Source organism: Streptomyces aureus (assembly GCF_000725495.1).
Lineage (GTDB): Bacteria > Actinomycetota > Actinomycetes > Streptomycetales > Streptomycetaceae > Streptomyces > Streptomyces aureus_B.
In genome coordinates, this window is sequence record NZ_JNZD01000004.1 from 424,309 (window position 1) to 439,909 (window position 15,601).

13 protein-coding genes are annotated in these 15,601 nt (G+C 72.9%); 6 read left to right on the top strand and 7 right to left on the bottom strand.

Annotated features, from left to right (window positions below):
* The first annotated feature begins 5 nt into the window (after positions 1-5).
* The gene (locus tag IO36_RS08030; RefSeq protein WP_037617636.1) at positions 6-752 is read left to right on the top strand and encodes a sulfite exporter TauE/SafE family protein; all 747 of its coding nucleotides are present in this window, start codon (positions 6-8) and stop codon (positions 750-752) included.
* Positions 753-755: 3 nt separating this feature from the next.
* Here IO36_RS08030 and IO36_RS08035 read toward each other — a convergent pair whose 3' ends face one another.
* Complete coding sequence (locus tag IO36_RS08035) at positions 756-1,043, bottom strand: metal-sensitive transcriptional regulator (RefSeq protein WP_037618462.1); 288 nt, start codon at positions 1,041-1,043, stop codon at positions 756-758.
* Between the two features lie 81 nt (positions 1,044-1,124).
* On the opposite strand from IO36_RS08035, the gene IO36_RS08040 reads away from it, so the two are divergent.
* From IO36_RS08040 to IO36_RS08055, 3 genes are all read left to right on the top strand, one after another.
* The gene (locus IO36_RS08040; RefSeq protein WP_037617638.1) at positions 1,125-1,697 is read left to right on the top strand and encodes a rhodanese-like domain-containing protein; all 573 of its coding nucleotides are present in this window, start codon (positions 1,125-1,127) and stop codon (positions 1,695-1,697) included.
* Positions 1,698-1,812: 115 nt separating this feature from the next.
* Complete coding sequence (locus IO36_RS08045) at positions 1,813-3,540, top strand: ABC transporter ATP-binding protein (RefSeq protein WP_037618464.1); 1,728 nt, start codon at positions 1,813-1,815, stop codon at positions 3,538-3,540.
* Positions 3,541-4,171: 631 nt separating this feature from the next.
* Positions 4,172-5,068, top strand: coding sequence for a helix-turn-helix transcriptional regulator (locus IO36_RS08055; protein WP_037617641.1), 897 nt, complete (start codon positions 4,172-4,174; stop codon positions 5,066-5,068).
* Between the two features lie 137 nt (positions 5,069-5,205).
* Here the strand turns inward: IO36_RS08055 and IO36_RS08060 are convergent, their stop codons facing one another.
* Positions 5,206-5,502, bottom strand: coding sequence for a hypothetical protein (locus IO36_RS08060; RefSeq protein WP_037617643.1), 297 nt, complete (start codon positions 5,500-5,502; stop codon positions 5,206-5,208).
* 172 nt (positions 5,503-5,674) lie between these two features.
* Here IO36_RS08060 and IO36_RS08065 point away from each other — a divergent pair, with 172 nt between their 5' ends.
* The gene (locus tag IO36_RS08065) at positions 5,675-6,040 is read left to right on the top strand and encodes a nuclear transport factor 2 family protein (RefSeq protein ID WP_037617644.1); all 366 of its coding nucleotides are present in this window, start codon (positions 5,675-5,677) and stop codon (positions 6,038-6,040) included.
* Between the two features lie 327 nt (positions 6,041-6,367).
* On the opposite strand, the gene IO36_RS08070 is transcribed toward IO36_RS08065, so the two are convergent.
* Both IO36_RS08070 and IO36_RS08075 read right to left on the bottom strand, forming a co-directional pair.
* Positions 6,368-7,360, bottom strand: a complete 993-nt coding sequence (locus tag IO36_RS08070) for a polyprenyl synthetase family protein (RefSeq protein ID WP_051900157.1) — start codon at positions 7,358-7,360, stop codon at positions 6,368-6,370.
* Positions 7,361-8,098: 738 nt separating this feature from the next.
* Positions 8,099-8,770, bottom strand: a complete 672-nt coding sequence (locus IO36_RS08075) for a TetR/AcrR family transcriptional regulator (RefSeq protein WP_037617647.1) — start codon at positions 8,768-8,770, stop codon at positions 8,099-8,101.
* Between the two features lie 238 nt (positions 8,771-9,008).
* Between IO36_RS08075 and IO36_RS08080 the strand changes: the two genes are divergently transcribed.
* Positions 9,009-10,268, top strand: coding sequence for a YncE family protein (locus tag IO36_RS08080; protein ID WP_037617648.1), 1,260 nt, complete (start codon positions 9,009-9,011; stop codon positions 10,266-10,268).
* 11 nt (positions 10,269-10,279) lie between these two features.
* Here IO36_RS08080 and IO36_RS08085 read toward each other — a convergent pair whose 3' ends face one another.
* The 3 genes from IO36_RS08085 to IO36_RS08095 all read right to left on the bottom strand — a co-directional run bounded on the left by IO36_RS08085 (position 10,280) and on the right by IO36_RS08095 (position 15,551).
* Positions 10,280-12,148, bottom strand: coding sequence for a glycoside hydrolase family 5 protein (locus IO36_RS08085; RefSeq protein ID WP_037617650.1), 1,869 nt, complete (start codon positions 12,146-12,148; stop codon positions 10,280-10,282).
* Between the two features lie 108 nt (positions 12,149-12,256).
* Positions 12,257-14,242, bottom strand: a complete 1,986-nt coding sequence (locus IO36_RS08090) for an elongation factor G (RefSeq protein ID WP_209441161.1) — start codon at positions 14,240-14,242, stop codon at positions 12,257-12,259.
* A 223-nt stretch (positions 14,243-14,465) separates the two neighbouring features.
* The gene (locus tag IO36_RS08095; RefSeq protein WP_051900158.1) at positions 14,466-15,551 is read right to left on the bottom strand and encodes an Lrp/AsnC family transcriptional regulator; all 1,086 of its coding nucleotides are present in this window, start codon (positions 15,549-15,551) and stop codon (positions 14,466-14,468) included.
* Positions 15,552-15,601 lie beyond the last annotated feature (50 nt).

The following is a 15,601-nucleotide window of genomic DNA, read 5'->3' on the forward strand; positions in this document are numbered from 1 at the left end:
GCCGCGTGAGCGTCCTGATCCTCGCGCTCGTCGCCGGGGCCGTGACCGGGCTGGCGCTCGGGGCGCTGGGGGGCGGTGGGAGCGTGCTGACCGTGCCCGCCCTGATCTATCTGCTGGGGTTCACCCCCTCCGCGGCCACCACCGCGAGCCTGGTCATCGTCACCGTCACCTCTGCCACCGCGCTCTCGGGGCACGCCCGGCAGGGCACCGTCCGCTGGCGGGCCGGAGCCCTGTTCGCGGCGGCCGGGCTGATCCCGGCGGCGCTCGGCGGGGCGGTCTCGGGACAGCTGCCTCCCGCCCTGCTGACCGGCGCCTTCTCGCTGATCGCGGGCCTGGCGGCGGTCCGGATGCTGCGGCCCGCCACCGCAGGGCCGGGAACGTCGCCCGCGGGAGCGGGCCGCATCACCGGAACGGGCGCCGGCCTCGGCGCGGTGACCGGCGTCCTCGGTGTCGGCGGCGGCTTCCTCGCCGTACCGGCCCTGGTGAACGTCGTGGGACTGCGGATGCGGGCGGCCGTCGGCACCAGCCTGCTGGTGATCACCGCGAACTCGCTCGCCGCGCTGCTGGCCCGCGCGGGAACGGCGCAGAACCTGGACTGGGCGGTCGTCGCGCCGTTCGCCGGGGCGGCCGTCCTCGGCGCCTGGGACGGCAAGCGGCTGGCCGCCCGGGTCTCGGGCGGCACGCTGCAGCGGATCTTCGCCTGGGCGCTGCTGGCCGTGGCGGGGCTGATGCTGCTGGACGTCGTGCTGTGAGGCTCAGGCCAGCGACAGGAAGAGCTTCTCCAGCCGGGCCCGCATCTGCTCACTGGTCTCACCGTTCTTCGCGCCGTTCCCGACGTCGGTCAGACACTGCTGGAGCCCGGTCGCGATGATCGCGAACCCGGCCCGGTCCAGGGCGCGCGAGGCGGCGGCGAGCTGGGTCACGACCTCCTCGCAGTCGCGCCCCTCCTCGATCATCCGGATCACCCCGGAGATCTGTCCCTGCGCCCGGCGCAGCCGGTTCAGCACCGACTTCAGCTCGTCACCCGCGAGTTCCAGTTCCACGAACACTCCTCCGTCCATACCCCTAGGGGTATCGTACTCCGCCCTGTGGGGCACCCCCGAAGAGCAAGGATGACACTCCCCATGAACAGCCCCGTCGCCCTCGACGCCGACCAGGCCCACAGCCGCCTCGGCGAGCTGACCGTGATCGACGTCCGCACCCCCGGCGAATACGCCTCAGGACACCTGCCGGGCGCCCTGAACATCCCGATGGACCGGCTCGACCGCGCGCTGCCCGTGCTCACCGGCGCCGGCGCCGAACTCCTCGTGGTCTGCCGCTCCGGCGCCCGCTCGGCGAACGCCTGCGCCCGGCTGGCCGAGCACGGGGTACCGGCGGCCACCCTCACCGGCGGCACCGGCGCCTGGGCGGAGCGCGGCCACGAACTGCACCGCCCGGCCGGCGCCGCCCGGACCGGCATGTCCATGGAACGCCAGGTCCGGCTGACCGCCGGGGCGGTCGTCCTCGCCGGCCTCGGTCTCGGACTCCTGCACCCCGCCTGGCAGTTGCTCTCCGCCGGCGTCGCGGGCGGCCTGGTCTTCTCCGCCCTCACCGACACCTGCGGCATGGCCGCGCTGCTCTCGAAGCTCCCGCACAACCGGCCCCGCCCAGCGGACCTGGACGCCACACTCGCGGCCCTCGCGCGACGGCTGCGCTGAGTCCGCGCGCCGTCACGGCGGCCGGGGCCGGTGCGGGCGCGTCGCCGACGTAGCCTGAACGCCCGTCCCAACTCCCGTGAGGAGCGCCGTGACCCTGACCGAGACCGCGCCCGAGATGCCCCCGTGGCGCCTGCTGCTCGGCTACGTACGACCGCACCGCCGGGCGCTGTTCGGGGGCGCTCTGCTGGCGCTGGCGACCGGGGCCACCGGTCTGCTGCTGCCGCTGGTGGCGCGCGGGCTCATCGACGACCTGTCGCAGGACCGGCCGATCGGACGGGCCCTGCTCGGCATGGCGGCCCTGGTCGTGACCAACGCGGCGGTGGGGGCGCTCGGTTCGTACGTGCTGCGGCGCACCGCGGAGTCGGTGGTGCTGGGCGCGCGGCGCACGCTGTCGTCGTACCTGCTGCGGCTGCGCATCCCCGCCGTGGACCGCAGCGAGCCCGGTGACCTGATGGCACGCATCACCTCCGACACGACCCTGCTGCGCGAGGTCACCACCGATTCCCTGGTCGGCCTCGGCACCGGCGGCCTGACCCTCGTCGCGACGGTGGCGCTGATGGGCCTGGTCGACCCGGTGCTGCTCGGCGTCACGCTGGGCGTCGTGCTGTGCGCGGGCACGGTGCTCGCCCTGATCGTGCCGCGCATCAACCGGGCGAGCAGGCGGGCCCAGGACGCCGTCGGGGCGATGGGGGCCTCGCTGGAGCGGACCCTCGGCGCGCTGCGGACGGTCAAGGCGTCGGGCGCCGAGGACCGTGAGGAGCGAACCGTCCACGCGGCCGCCGAGGAGTCCTGGCGGCAGAGCGTGCGGGCGGCCAGGTGGTCGGCGGCCGCGGGCAACACGGCCGGTCTGGCGATGCAGATCGCCTTCATCACCGTCCTCGCGGTGGGCGGTGCGCGGGTCGCCACCGGCGCCATCCCCGTCGGCACGCTGGTCGCCTTCCTGCTGTACGTGTTCTATCTGATGTCGCCGATCCAGCAGGTGGTCGGCGCGGTCACCCAGTACCAGAGCGGCACCGCCGCGCTCGCCCGTATCCAGGAGGCGCTGCGGCTGCCGGCCGAGCCCGCCGCCCCGCCCGCGCCGCTGCCGGCACCGGGCGCGCCGCCGGCGGCCCTCGCCTTCGAGGACGTCCGCTTCCGGTACGCCGACGATCTGCCGTACGTCCACCAGGGTGTGACGTTCGCCGTGCCCGCCCGGGGCCTGACCGCGTTCGTCGGCCCGTCCGGCGCGGGCAAGACCACCGTGTTCTCGCTCATCGAGCGCTTCTACGAGCCGGAGGCGGGGGTCATCAGCGTGGACGGCCTCGCGCTGGACGCCTGGGAGCTGCCCCGGCTCCGGTCCGCCATCGGCTACGTGGAGCAGGACGCGCCCGTGCTGTCGGGCTCCCTGCGCGACAACCTCCTGCTCGGCAATCCGGAGGCCGACGAGGGCGAGCTGGCCCGGGTGCTGAGGACGACCCGTCTGGACGGCCTCGTGGGCCGGCTGCCGAACGGTCTGGACACGCTGGTCGGCCATCGCGGCACCAAGCTGTCCGGCGGTGAGCGCCAGCGCGTGGCCATCGCCCGGGCCCTGCTGCGCCGCCCCCGGCTGCTGCTCCTGGACGAAGCCACCTCGCAGCTCGACGCCGTCAACGAGGCGGCGCTGCGCGACACGGTCGCGGACGTGGCCCGTACGACGACGGTGCTGGTGGTGGCGCACCGGCTGTCCACCGTGACGTCGGCCGACCGGATCGTGGTGATGGACGCGGGCCGCGTCCGGGCGGTGGGCACCCACCGCGAGCTCGTCGAGGCGGACCCGCTCTACGCCGAACTGGCCGCCACCCAGTTCCTCGCGGCCGCTGGATGACCCCGGCACCCGGACCGCACCCCGGAACCGGGCCCGCGGTACCGGGTCACTGGTCGCAGTTCCGGGCCGCGGTGCCGGGGCCGCGGGTCGCGGTCCCGGATGCCGGGTCGCGGTCCCGGGTGCCGGGTCGCGGTTCGCGGGCCGCGGGTGCCGGGTCGCGGTCCCGGATGTCGGTTCGCGGTCCCGGGTGCCGGTTCGCGGTCCCGGGTGCCGGTTCGCGGTTCGCGGGCCGCAGGTCGCAGTCACGGGTCTCGGTCCGCGTGCCGGGCCGCAGGTCGCAGGTCGCAGGTCGCAGGTCGCAGGTCGCAGGTCGCAGGTCGCAGGTCGCAGGTCGCAGCCACGGTTCTCGGCCCGGGGACACGGGTCTCGGTCCGCGTGCAGGGTCGCGGGTCCCGGTGCCGGGTCTCCGGTCCCGGTCCCGGTGCCGAGTCCCGGTCCCGGGTCTCGGCACCCGGTCCGGGGCCGTGCCCGCACCCGCACCCCGGCGAAGAAGCCCGTGACGGTTCCTTGGCGACGGCCCGGCTCTCCTCTATCGTGATGCCTCCTTCCCGCCACGACGGCGGCCGGCCCCGCGCGGCCGGCCCCGACCGGGCGGCAAGGCACGTCCCACCGGATACCCAGGCGACTGATCATGGTCAAACACCGCCCCCCGGCCGGGCAGGCCGTCCCCGGGAACGTCTTCGCGCCCCCGTTCGGCGCCCCCGCCGGCCTGGAAGTGATCTCGCTCGCCGCGCTGCGCGCCCGGCCCCGCGTCCGGGGCACGGGTCTCGGCGCGCCGCAGCGGCCCGCTGTCCACCAGGTGCTCACGCTCACCTCGGGCACCCTGCGCCAGACCGTGGACTTCACGCCCCACGACATCGGGCCCGACGGCTGGCTGTGGACGCGTCCCGGGCAGGTCGTGCAGTGGGGCGACCTCGCGCGGGCCGAGGGCACACTGATCACCTTCGACCGGGACTTCCCGGGCCCGGCCACCGTCCGGGCGGCCCGGCTCGACGACCCGCACGCCCATGTGCTGCGCACACCGGACGGCGAGGCCCTCACCTCGTTGCGGGTGGCCGGCGCGCATCTGGCGCACGAGTTCCGGGCCCGGGGCCCGCTGCCGCGCGACGCGCACGGTGTCGTCCTACGTCATCTGCTGGACGTCCTGATCCTGCGGCTGACCCATCTGGAGGGGGCCGGAAGTCCGGGCGGCGGAGCCAGTGAAACCTTTCTGCGGTTCCGTGCGAGCGTCGAACGGGATTTCGCGCGCACCCGCCGGGTGGACGACTACGCCCTCGCCCTCGGCTACTCGGCCCGCACGCTGTCCCGGGCCGCCCTGGAATCGGCGGGCGTCGGGGCGAAGGAGTTCATCGACCGCCGGGTCGTCCTGGAGGCCAAGCGGCTGCTCGCCCACACCGATCTGGCCGCCGCCCGCATCGCCGACCGGCTGGGCTTCTCCAGTGCCACGAACTTCGCCAAGTACTTCCACCAGCGGGCCGGACAGGCACCGATCGCGTTCCGCACGACGGTACGCGACCGGGCCGGGTGATCACCCCGGGCACCGCCCCCGAACGCCGCCCCGAGCCCGTCGCCCCACTCGGCGGGCTCCACCGGAACACCACGGTTCCGCCGGAGCCCGCCATCACGCATGGCGCCGCCGGGCAGACGGGAATTGTCGGACAGGCCCTAGGCCTCGATGCCGGGGAGCAGGCCGGTCACCGGTGCGGCGAGGTCGGTCACCTGGTGCAGTTGGTTCAGTTCGTACAGCCGGTTCAGACCCGCGAGCTGGCCGGACGGCCGCGGGAGCTGCGCCTGCTGCGCGGCGGGGATGTCGCTCGTCGCGATCGAGTCGAGCGTGGTGATGGGGTTCAGCTGGCCGGCGCCGTGGGCCCCGGCGTCCGCGGCCGTCGCCATCGGCGCGGCGAGCCCCGTGACGCCGACGGCGAGACCAACGGCGGCGACGATACGTCGTGTTGAGATCATGCAATCAGCAACGGCCCGGCCCCCGGGGCGGACACGGTCCCCCGCCCTCGCTCACCCGAGAGGCGGATCCGGCGTCTGCGTTTGCCGTGGGCCCCGAGGCGGAGGACGCTCGATACTGAGGCGCTCGGCGGCCGGCTCGCCGCCGGTCCACGCCTTCCTGAGGAGGTCACCCATGGGCACAGCGACAGCCCCCGCCTTCGACACCGAGGCGCTGCGCCGGGGCATTGAAGGACACAGTGCGGCAGATCTGCTGTCGCTCTACGCGGACGACGCGGAACTGCGCATCGTCGACCGGAACACCCAGCCCAGTCACCCGATGGTCAAACACGGGCGCGCCGAGATCGGCGAGATGCTCGAGGACGTCTACAGCCGGGACATGACGCACAAGATGGACCAGTGCGTCGTCCAGGGCGACCACGTCGCCTACTCCGAGACCTGCGTGTACGGGGACGGGGTACGGGTGCTGAGTACGTCGATGATGTCGTTGCGCGACGGCAAGATCGTCGAGCAGACACTGGTCCAGGCATGGGACGAGTAGGGAGGTACTGGCCGAAGGTCCAGGTCACATCACGTCTGACCTGGACCTTCTCGGCGGGCGCGGCCATGGGGAGGTCCCGTCCCGACCGGTACCGGCGGCGGCGCCCGCTCTCCACCGCGGGGCTGCGCGCGTCCGCCTCCCTGCTGGAGTCGATCCTGCGGACCGCGCGATCGCGTCCGCACCCCGCGGCCCCTGCCACACCCCGAAGGCCGCACATCCGGCACCGCTGAGTGTCGCCCGCCCGGCGCGCGCCGCAGGTGAGGACGGCCTCAGGCGGGGACAGCCCCATGTGAGGCCTGCCCGGCCGCGAGGACGGCCGGGCCGTCGTCAGAGCTGGGTCGGGACCGTCCGGGCGAGGGGCTCCACCGCGCGCAGGAGCATCGGGGAGGCCCGGTCCACGAAGTCGTGCAGCACCGCCGAGTGGGCGGCCTCGCCCCCGAGTTCGTCCAGCAGCCGGTGCGCCCGGTCGCGGAACGCGTTGATGTCGTCCTCGTACCGGCGCAGCACCTCCGGTGCGAGGAGGATGGCGGTGAGGGCCTCCCGGGCGTCGGGCGAGTGCCGGGCGGCGGCGTGCAGGTCCAGGACATGGGCCGCGGACACCCCCTCGGCGTCCTCCAGCGCGCAGGCCAGCAGATAGGTGACCGTGCCGTTGGCTAGGTCCTCGTCGCGGCCGGTCAGGATGTCCTGCTGGTCGTTGAACAGCTGCCACAGGATGCCGAAGACGTTGCCGAACTCCCGCCAGCGTTCGACCCGTTCGTCCGAACAGCCGGCCAGGCGCGCGGCCATGGCGGTGACCATGCTGTACGGCGCGCCCGATTTTCCGAGGTACGCCGTGACGACGGCGTCGCGCGTGGCCGCGCCCGCGTCCGCGCGCAGATCCCTCAACTGCCCCTCGGTCCCGCTGATCCAGCACCGCACGACCTCGGCCGACAGCGGGCCGCGGGCCCGCTCGGGTATGCGCGGCGACTGGACCACGAGCAGGGGCAGGGGGATCCCGCCGACGACCGTGGCGAGCAGTGCCTCGCTCTCGCTGAGTCGCCCGGCGGCGAGGACGGCCTGGCCGTCGGCCAGGTCGTCGAGGTAGCACGCGGAGGTCCACCACAGTTCGTGGACGACGGCCAGGGGGACCGCCGGGCCGGGCGACCCCGTCTCCACGGCGTGGACGATCATCGGCAGCACGGAGTGGGGGTAGACGAAGGTCCGGTGCGCCAGGAGTTCGGCGACCGCCGCCCGGACGGACGGGGCCCCCGGGCCCAGCATGCCGAGGGCGGACTCCCGCTCCGCCGCGATGTCCGCGGCCATCTCACGATGCAGATCCATGTACGACTTCGCTCGCACGCAGTCCACCCCCACCACCCCTTGTCCGAGCATCGATTCGATCATTCGTCATGATGACGAGCCAGAGCAACTTTGCGCCACGAACGCGTCCTTGGGGAGCCCTGCACCGCCGGTGAGGCGTCCGAAAGGGGCGTGAACGCGCCAAACTCCCCCATGTACGAGCGGTGAACGTGCCCCCGGGTCCACGGGGTGGCGCGGCTGGGCCCACCGGCCTCGGGCACGACCGGCACGGGCCGGGCACGCGACGAACGCGGTGACACGCGGACGCCTCGCGACCCCGGGAGCGCGAGGTGCGGGCCGGGAGCGCGGCCCCGAGGACATGCAACCCGGGGCCAGGGCACGGGCCCGGGTTGCGGAGCCCGGGGCCGGGAGCACGGCCCCCAGGGAACACGGAGCCTCGGGAACGGAGCCCGGAACCGGGTTGCATGTCCTCGGGGCCGGGTCGCAGAGCCCGAACCCGGGGGCCGGGAGCGCGGCCCCCGGAACACGGGGCCCGGAGCCCGGAGCCGTGTTACGGAGCCCGGGGCCGGGTTGCAGAGCTCCGGGGCCGAGAGCGCGGCTCGGGGACGCGGAGCCTGGGACCGGGGCCCCGGCCCGGGCCCGGCGTGCGAGGCCGGAGCCCGGAGCCGGGGTCGCGAGCCCGGAGCCCCAAGCCCGGGCCCGGAGCCCGGACGCGGAGCCCGAGGCCGGGAAGCGCGCGGGCGTGGGGCCCGCAGCTCGCTACGGGGCGGCCGGCCCAACCGTGCCCCCGTCGGCCGGGCGCAGGATGGACAGCAGTTGGCGGACCAGTTCCTCGACCACCTCGTCCAGGGTCGCGTCCACCCAGCCGGCGTTCCAGTCGTGCAGCAGGCCGTTGACGCTGCCGATGAAGGCGGTGGCGGCCAGCCGGTGGTCGCGCGGCTCCGCCTCTCCCCGGGCCACGGCCGCGGCGGCCTCTCCGCAGATGAAGTCCACCCAGCGGGCCCGGCGGGCCAGCCGCTGCTCCTCCAGCCGCGCGCTCACGCCGATGATCTCCACGAAGGTGATGCGGATGCGGCGCGGATCGCCGGTCACGTTCGCCGCGTAGGCGCGGAAGAGGGCGGTGGCACGCTCGGCGAGCGGCAGGTCCCGGGCCTCGGCGAGGGCGGCCAGGGCGGCCTCCTCGGCCCAGTCGTTGACCTGCAGATGGAGGGCCGCCAGTACGTCCTCGAGGCCGCGGAACTCCTCGTAGAACTGGCGTGTGGACAGTCCCGCCGCCTCGCTGAGGGCCGCCACGGTGGTGGCGCGGTAGCCGGGACCGGCGCCGAACAGCCGGAGCCCGGCGTCGAGGAAGCGGCGGCGGCGCTCCGCCTGCCGTTCCTCCGCCGTCCTGCCACCGTAGCGGCCGGTGGGCTGTCTGAGCCTGCCCGCCACGCGTTCCTCCCCGGGACCCGATGTGGAACGACGTCCGCCCCTGCCACGATTTTCTCGCGTACCACCCCTTGTGAAGAGGCTCCCCCACTCCTTACTTTCCAGTAAGTGCACTTTGAAAGCGCGCGTGTTCAGATTCTCGCTTGTCATGATCGCGACAGGCAAGCTCCGCCCACGCCCGGCACGCGCCCGGTTTCACGGTGCCCTCACCCGCACTCCCCCACTACGACAGGGACCCTCCATGGCCGTCCTCGGAACGAGACACCTCTGCACGCTCGCCGCCGCGCTCACGCTCACCGTCGGCGGAACGGCGACCGCCGCCTCCGCCGCGGGAGCCACGGCCTCCGCCACCGATCTGCGCGAGGTGATGTTCGTCGGCAACAACTGGGAAGGCACCGCGGACGTCGTCCGGTCCACCGGCGACTTCGCGAAGGTCGGCCGGATCAACGTCATCCCGGACAAGGCCGAGCGGATGGCGGCGATCAACGCCGATCCGATCAAGTGGGCCTACTTCATGGGGATCCGCAACGGGGTGGGCGAGGGGCACGACCAGTTCGTCGACGACATGTACTCCACGCCGGACGGCAGGTCGGTGGTGGTCTCGCGTCCGAGCTTCGCCGACGTCGTCTCGATCGACCTCTCCACCGGGCGGATCAACTGGCGTTTCCCCGTGGCGGGTTACCGCTCGGACCACATGGCCGTGTCGCCCGACGGCACCCGGGTCGCGGTCTCGGCCTCCACCGCCAACACCGTCCATGTGCTCGACATCGCCACCGGTGTCCAGCTCGGCTCGTTCGCCACCGGCGACAAGCCGCACGAGAACATCTTCACCCACGACGGCAAGTACATCTGGAACATGGCCATCGGTGACGTCACCACCGCCCTCGACGATCCCTGGCTGGACTGGACGAAGGGCGACCGGAAGATCACCGTGGTCGACGCGGCCACGTTCAAGCAGGTCAAGGTGATCGACATGCGCCAGCGCCTCGACGCCATCGGCCTCAGGGACTTCTCCGACGCCGTCCGCCCGGCCGTGTTCTCACCGGACGAGTCCAAGCTGTACTTCCAGGTGTCGTTCTTCAACGGCTTCCTGGAGTACGACGTGGCCACCGACAAGATCACCCGGGTGAAGACCCTCCCGAAGAACCCCGCCACCAGCAGTGACCGCACGACCTGGGTCAACGACTCGCGCCACCACGGCATTTCGATGAACCCCTCGGGCACCAAGCTGTGCGTCGCCGGGACGATGGACGACTACGCGACGGTCGTCGACCGCGCGACCCTCCAGGAGGGCCCGCTGGTCCCCGCGTCCAAGCCCTACTGGGCGACCGTGAGCGGGGACGGCAAGGACTGCGTCGTCTCCGAGAGCGGTGCCGACCAGATCACCGCCATCGACTTCGAGACCGGACTGAAGACGGTGTCGGTGCCGGTAGGCGACCACCCCCAGCGGGTCCGGCTCGGCCATGTGGCAGCGAACTGGACCGGTCCGTCGGGCAGTTGACCGGCCCGCGCTCAGCCGAACCGGGCGGCGGCCCAGGCGGCGAGTTCGGTCCGGGCCCCCTCCAGCAGGGCGGCGGACGGGGCGCTCGCGCCGTTCGTCACGAGCGCGTAGTGCACGGCTCCCGGGCCGGAGGCGGTGAGCAGGAGGCGGCGGCTTCCGGTGCCGCCCGGTTCGGGAGCCACGGCGACGGGCGTGGCCGAGGAGTAGGCGGGCGGCGAGAGGACCGCGCCGAGGTCGGACACGACCGTCGTGGCCGCGACGGGGAACGAGGCCGGCAGATGGAGTTCGGTCGGTGCCGTGCCGCCGTCGGAGCGCCAGACGAGCAGGCCGTACTGGCCCGTTCCCACCAGCCGGGAGACCTGCGGCAGACTCGCCGGGACCGCGTTCCAGGTCAGGGTGGTGGAGCCGTCGCGGGAGCGGTCCTCGTAGGTGAAGGCGAGGGCGGAACCCGCGGTGGCGGCCGGGTAGAGACGGTCGAGCAGCCGGGCGTCCTGGCGGAGCACGGCCGTGCCCGAGTCGTCGAGGCGCACGGCGGACATGTCCTCGTCGTTCCAGGCGTCGCCCGAGGTCAGGATCTTGTCGGGGTTGTCGTTCATGAGCTCGTGGTGGCGGCCGCTGTAGATGTCCCACTGCCACTGGGTCCCCGACAGGACCGGTCCGGACGAGGCCGCCCCCGACCACCAGGTGGCCCCGGAGAGCCGGGAGTCCAGGGCCTGGTACATCGCCTTGTCGACGGTGGGGGCCTTGTCCGCGACCGTTCCGGAGAGCGGGTGGCCGAACTCGGAGACGACGGCCGCCGTCCCGGCCGCTGCGGCCCGGTCCCGTACCGTGGCGAAGTCGGACGCGTACTGGCCGTCCCCCGCCTTGCCCCACATGAGGATGCCCGAGATGGCCTTCTGGTCGTAGAAGTGGGTGTTGAGGACGTAGCGCGGGCCGAGGGTGCCCGCGTCGAGCAGTCCGCCCTCCTGTTTCTGGGAGCTGATGTTGGCGTTCCAGAAGAGGTTCGGTTCCACGAGGGCGGGCTTGTCCTGCCAGCCGGCCGCGTCCATACGGGCGCGGAACCGACCGTAGAACGGCCAGAGCAGGTCACGTTCCCAGGTGCGGCTGGTCTGGCCCGACTCGTAACTGCCCGCGTAGGGCTCGTTGTACGGGTCGAAGCCGGCGACGCCCGCGAACTCGGCGGCGGTGAGCTGCCGGCGGACGTACGTCATGACGGTCTGGGCCGTGGTGAGGAAGGCGTCCTGGAGCCCGTAGGCGTTGTGCCAGAAGTCGTACTGCGCCGCCTTGACGGCGTTGTTCTGGGTGATGTTCTGACCCCAGAAGAGGCAGATGCCGCAGGACTCCTGAGGGTAACCACCGGCGGTCACGGCCCACTTGGGGGCGCCGTCGCCGGAGTACCAGCTGCCCGTGTTGAACAGGTGGCGGGAGTAGAGGTCCTGGTGGAAGTCGGGGAAGACACGGATTCCCGCGTCGAGGAAGACTCTCATCTGGTCGGTGGCCGCGGTCAGATAGGCGCTGTCGACCTGGCCGCGGACCGGTTCGGCGTGCGCCCAGGAGAGCAGGAAGCGCACGGAGTTGCCGCCACCGAGGGCCCGCAGGGCGGTCGCGGACTTCGCGGCGTCGGCGATCGAGGCGAAGGGCAGTCCGCTCTTCTCCTCCAGCTTGGTCTCGCCGGAGACGTTGTAGCCGCGCAGGACGACCTCACGGCCGAGGCCGTCGGTGAAGCGGCCGTTCACGACCGTGAGCGCGGCGGCTGCCGGCTGGTCGAACCAGAGGGAGTCGGGGAGTCCGTCCGCGGCGGCGGGCCGGGTGCCCGCCGCCGTGAGGAGACCGGTGAGGAGTACGAGGACGCCGAGCAGACGCGCACGTAACTTCGTCATGTACACAACAGTCCTGCGGCCGCCGAAAGGCGTCAACACCTCTGACTCATGAGTAAGTTTCTCGTTTCACCCGCCCTCGCGCGCGGCGCCCGGGGCGCGGTCGCCGGCTCACCCGCCGACCCGTCGGGTGAGGTTGAGCAGGTACTCCTTGCGGTCCAACGGGTTCAGATCGGTCCTGGGGCGGTCCGGGACCGCGCCGTGCGCCACCGGGGCGTAGTGGTCGAAGGCGCATTCCAGCTCGCCCTCTCCCCGCGTCAACCCGGGCAGCTGCTGCTCCAGTTCGTGCGCCCTCACCACCGGGAGGACGCCCTCCAGGACGCACGCGGCCCCGTCGATCCGGGTGGTTCCCGGAACGGCCCGGTACCGGGCCAGCACCGGAAGTACGGCGCCGAGCGTGTCCGCGGGCACCTCCAGCCGGAAGCGGTGCATCGGCTCGTACACCCGGCTGCCCGCCGCGCGCAGTGCCGCCGTCAGCACCAGCGGGGTCAGGCCCCTGAAGTCGGCGCCCGTGCTGGACATGCTCTTGTCGAATCCCTGGTGGGCGTGGCTCTGGCGCGGCGAGTAGCCCGAATGCGTCATCGTGACGACGCAGTCGGTGACCCGCCAGCCGTGCAGCCCCTGCCCCAGCGTGTCCAGGACGGTGTCCTCGACCGCCTTGAAGAACGCGTACGGCATCGACCCGAGCTCGACCTCGAGCCGGAACCCCACACCCGAGCCGACCGGTGCCGGGTCCACGCGCAGCCCGACGGTCGCGAGGAAGGGGTTCGGGTCCTTCTTGTTGAACTCGACCGAAGAGCCGGTACCCAGGGGCCGTTCGACACAGAGCGGGGTGGTCTCACGGAAGAGCACGTCGACGCCGTACTCGTCGGCCAGGGTCGCCTGGAGCACCTCCTTCTGCACCTCGCCGTAGAGCGACACGGAGATCTCGCCGCGCAGTTCGTCGTGCCTGAGGCCGATCAGCGGGTCCTGTTCGGCGAGTTGGGTGAGCGCCGTGTGCAGCGCGCCCCTGTCGGCGGGACGGACGGGCGAGACGACGGTCTCCAGGGTCGGCGGGGCGAAGTGGTGTCCGCCCTCCGCCGCGGACCGCGGCTCGCCGATGGTGTCGCCGATCCGGATCGCGCCGAGCCCCCACAGTTTGCCGATGCGCCCCGCGGTCACGGACCCCTCACGGACCGCCTCGCCCCGGTCGAAGACGCTGATCGCGGTGACCTTCCCCTCCTGCCCGTCGCGCAGGACGAGCCGGTCCCGGGTCCGCAGGGTGCCGGAGAACATCCGCGCGTACGCGATCTTCTCCCCGGCCGGTCCCCGTTCGACCTTGAACACGGTGCCCGAGAGCGGCCCCTCGTCGTCCGCCGTCGCCGGGGGAAGCAACTCCTCGATCCCGGCGATCAGTTCGGGCACGCCGGCGCCTGTCATGGCCGAGCCGAAGTACACGGGGTGCACCAGGGCCTGCCCGGTCTGCCGTACGAGGGCGGCGCGCAGACAGGCGTACGACACCCCTGTCTCGACGTACGCGGCGAGCAGGTCGTCGTCGTGCCCGGCGAGCGGGTCCAGCAGGTGCGGGCGCAGCCGGTCGGCGGGGTAGGGGGTGAAGTGCGCGGCGCGCGTGCCCAGTTCGCCGGGCTCCCCCATCGGGACGATCGCCGGGGTGAGGCGTTCGGAGATCTTCTCCAGGATCTCCTCGTACCGGGCTCCACGGCGGTCGATCTTGTTCACGAAGATCAGCGTGGGGATGCGCAGCCGCTGGAGCGTCCGCATCAGCACGCGGGTCTGCGCCTGCACGCCCTCCACGGCCGAGACGACGAGAACGACTCCGTCGAGCACGCCGAGGACCCGTTCCACCTCGGCGATGAAGTCGGGGTGGCCGGGGGTGTCGATGAGATTGACGGTGAGGTCGCCGACCGCGAAGGAGACGACGGCGGATTTGATGGTGATGCCGCGCTGCCGCTCCAGCGCGAGGAAGTCGGTCCGGGTGTTCCCGTCGTCGACGCTGCCGATCTCGTCGATGACCCCGACCGTGTGCAGCAGCCGCTCGGTCAGACTCGTCTTACCGGCGTCTACGTGCGCCAGGATTCCCAGGTTGAGCATATGCACCGGGTGTCATGTCCTTAAAGATGTGGATGGTTCCTTCCTGGGTGGACATGAACGGTGCGCGCATCGTGCTGCTCCTCGGTTCCGGTGGACACGTCCCCGCCAGTGCAACAGGCGGGCTCCCCGGACGGCAACGCATTAACGCCCGACGAACCGGCCGGCAGCCGGGGCGCGAAGCAGGGAGATCCGGTTCGGGGCGGCGAGCGGCCGGGGCGGTGCGGGCGCCTCAGGCCGGAGGACTCGAGGCGGGAGCCGGGCCGCGCAGCCGGCCGAGCAGTTCCCTCTCCGCCGCGCCCGCCTCCTGGTCGTCCCACCGGTCCGTGAACGGCACCCGGCGCAGATGGCGCCCCTCCGGATCCAGCACCTCACCGGCGTGCTTGAGCTGCCACAGCGTCATGGCCCGGTCCGCGACGGCGAGTTCGGGGAACCGCTGCGCCAGCGCCGCCTCGAACGACTGGACGTCCCCCAGGGAGCGCAGCCACACCGTGACCATGAGGTTGTAGGGACCCGACAGCGTCGCGCACAGGCGGGTCTCCCGCATGCCCGAGAGCTGGGCCGTGATCCTGGCGGTGTCGGCGGCCGGCGCGGTCCCCCACAGCGTGGCGCTCACCGGCCAGCCGGAGACGGACCGGGCGGCCTCGCAGCGGTAGGAGATCGCCCGTGCCGCGTCGAGCCGGTCGAGCCTGCGCCGGACCGTGGTCGGGCTCAGTCCGCTGCGCTCGGCCAGCCGGGCGACGCTCTGCCGGCAGTCCTGCGAGAGCAGCAGGATCAGGTCCAGGTCGGTCCGGCCGAGCACCGCACCCTCGGCCGGCCGGTCGCGGTCGGCGCGCAGGACGCCCCTGCTCTCCTCGGCCAGCCGGTCGAGGCGCCAGCGGCTGCCCTCCGTGTGGAGCGCGGTGGCCAGCTGGGTGCGGGTCGCGGCGATCCCGTCGAGCCCGCCCAGCCGGAAGCCCACATAGCGGGCCAGCTGGGCCTGTGAGCGGAAGACACCGGTGAGCAGCAGGTCCCGCGCCCCGGTCGTGTGCTCGATGTTGAACAGCGGAGGGTCGTCCAGGATCCGCTCGCACACCTGGTGCAGTTTTCCCGACGCGCAGTCGACCTCGATGAACGCCACGATCAGTTCGCCGATGAGCGCGGGATTGGGATGGCAGCCGAGCCAGGCGAGACCGGACTCGGTCAGCCGGGCCCAGCGCCGGGCAGCGGTGGTCGCGTCCACGTCCAGCGCCGCGCCGATCCGCCGCCAGTCGGCACGGGGCGCGTGCTGGAGGGCCGTGATCAGGAGATAGTCCAGCTCGTCCAACTCGTCCGGCACGTCAGCGCTCCTCTCCCGTACGACGGCGGATGCCTGCTTCCCGTACGACG

Bases quoted from the DNA above. Each gene is read 5' to 3' on its own strand.
- IO36_RS08040 (WP_037617638.1), top strand. From the start codon at position 1,125: ATGAACAGCCCCGTCGCCCTCGACGCCGACCAGGCCCACAGCCGCCTC.
- IO36_RS08045 (WP_037618464.1), top strand. From the start codon at position 1,813: ATGCCCCCGTGGCGCCTGCTGCTCGGCTACGTACGACCGCACCGCCGG.
- IO36_RS08055 (WP_037617641.1), top strand. From the start codon at position 4,172: ATGGTCAAACACCGCCCCCCGGCCGGGCAGGCCGTCCCCGGGAACGTC.
- IO36_RS08060 (WP_037617643.1), bottom strand. From the start codon at position 5,502: ATGATCTCAACACGACGTATCGTCGCCGCCGTTGGTCTCGCCGTCGGC.
- IO36_RS08065 (WP_037617644.1), top strand. From the start codon at position 5,675: ATGGGCACAGCGACAGCCCCCGCCTTCGACACCGAGGCGCTGCGCCGG.
- IO36_RS08070 (WP_051900157.1), bottom strand. From the start codon at position 7,360: ATGGATCTGCATCGTGAGATGGCCGCGGACATCGCGGCGGAGCGGGAG.
- IO36_RS08080 (WP_037617648.1), top strand. From the start codon at position 9,009: ATGGCCGTCCTCGGAACGAGACACCTCTGCACGCTCGCCGCCGCGCTC.
- IO36_RS08085 (WP_037617650.1), bottom strand. From the start codon at position 12,148: ATGACGAAGTTACGTGCGCGTCTGCTCGGCGTCCTCGTACTCCTCACC.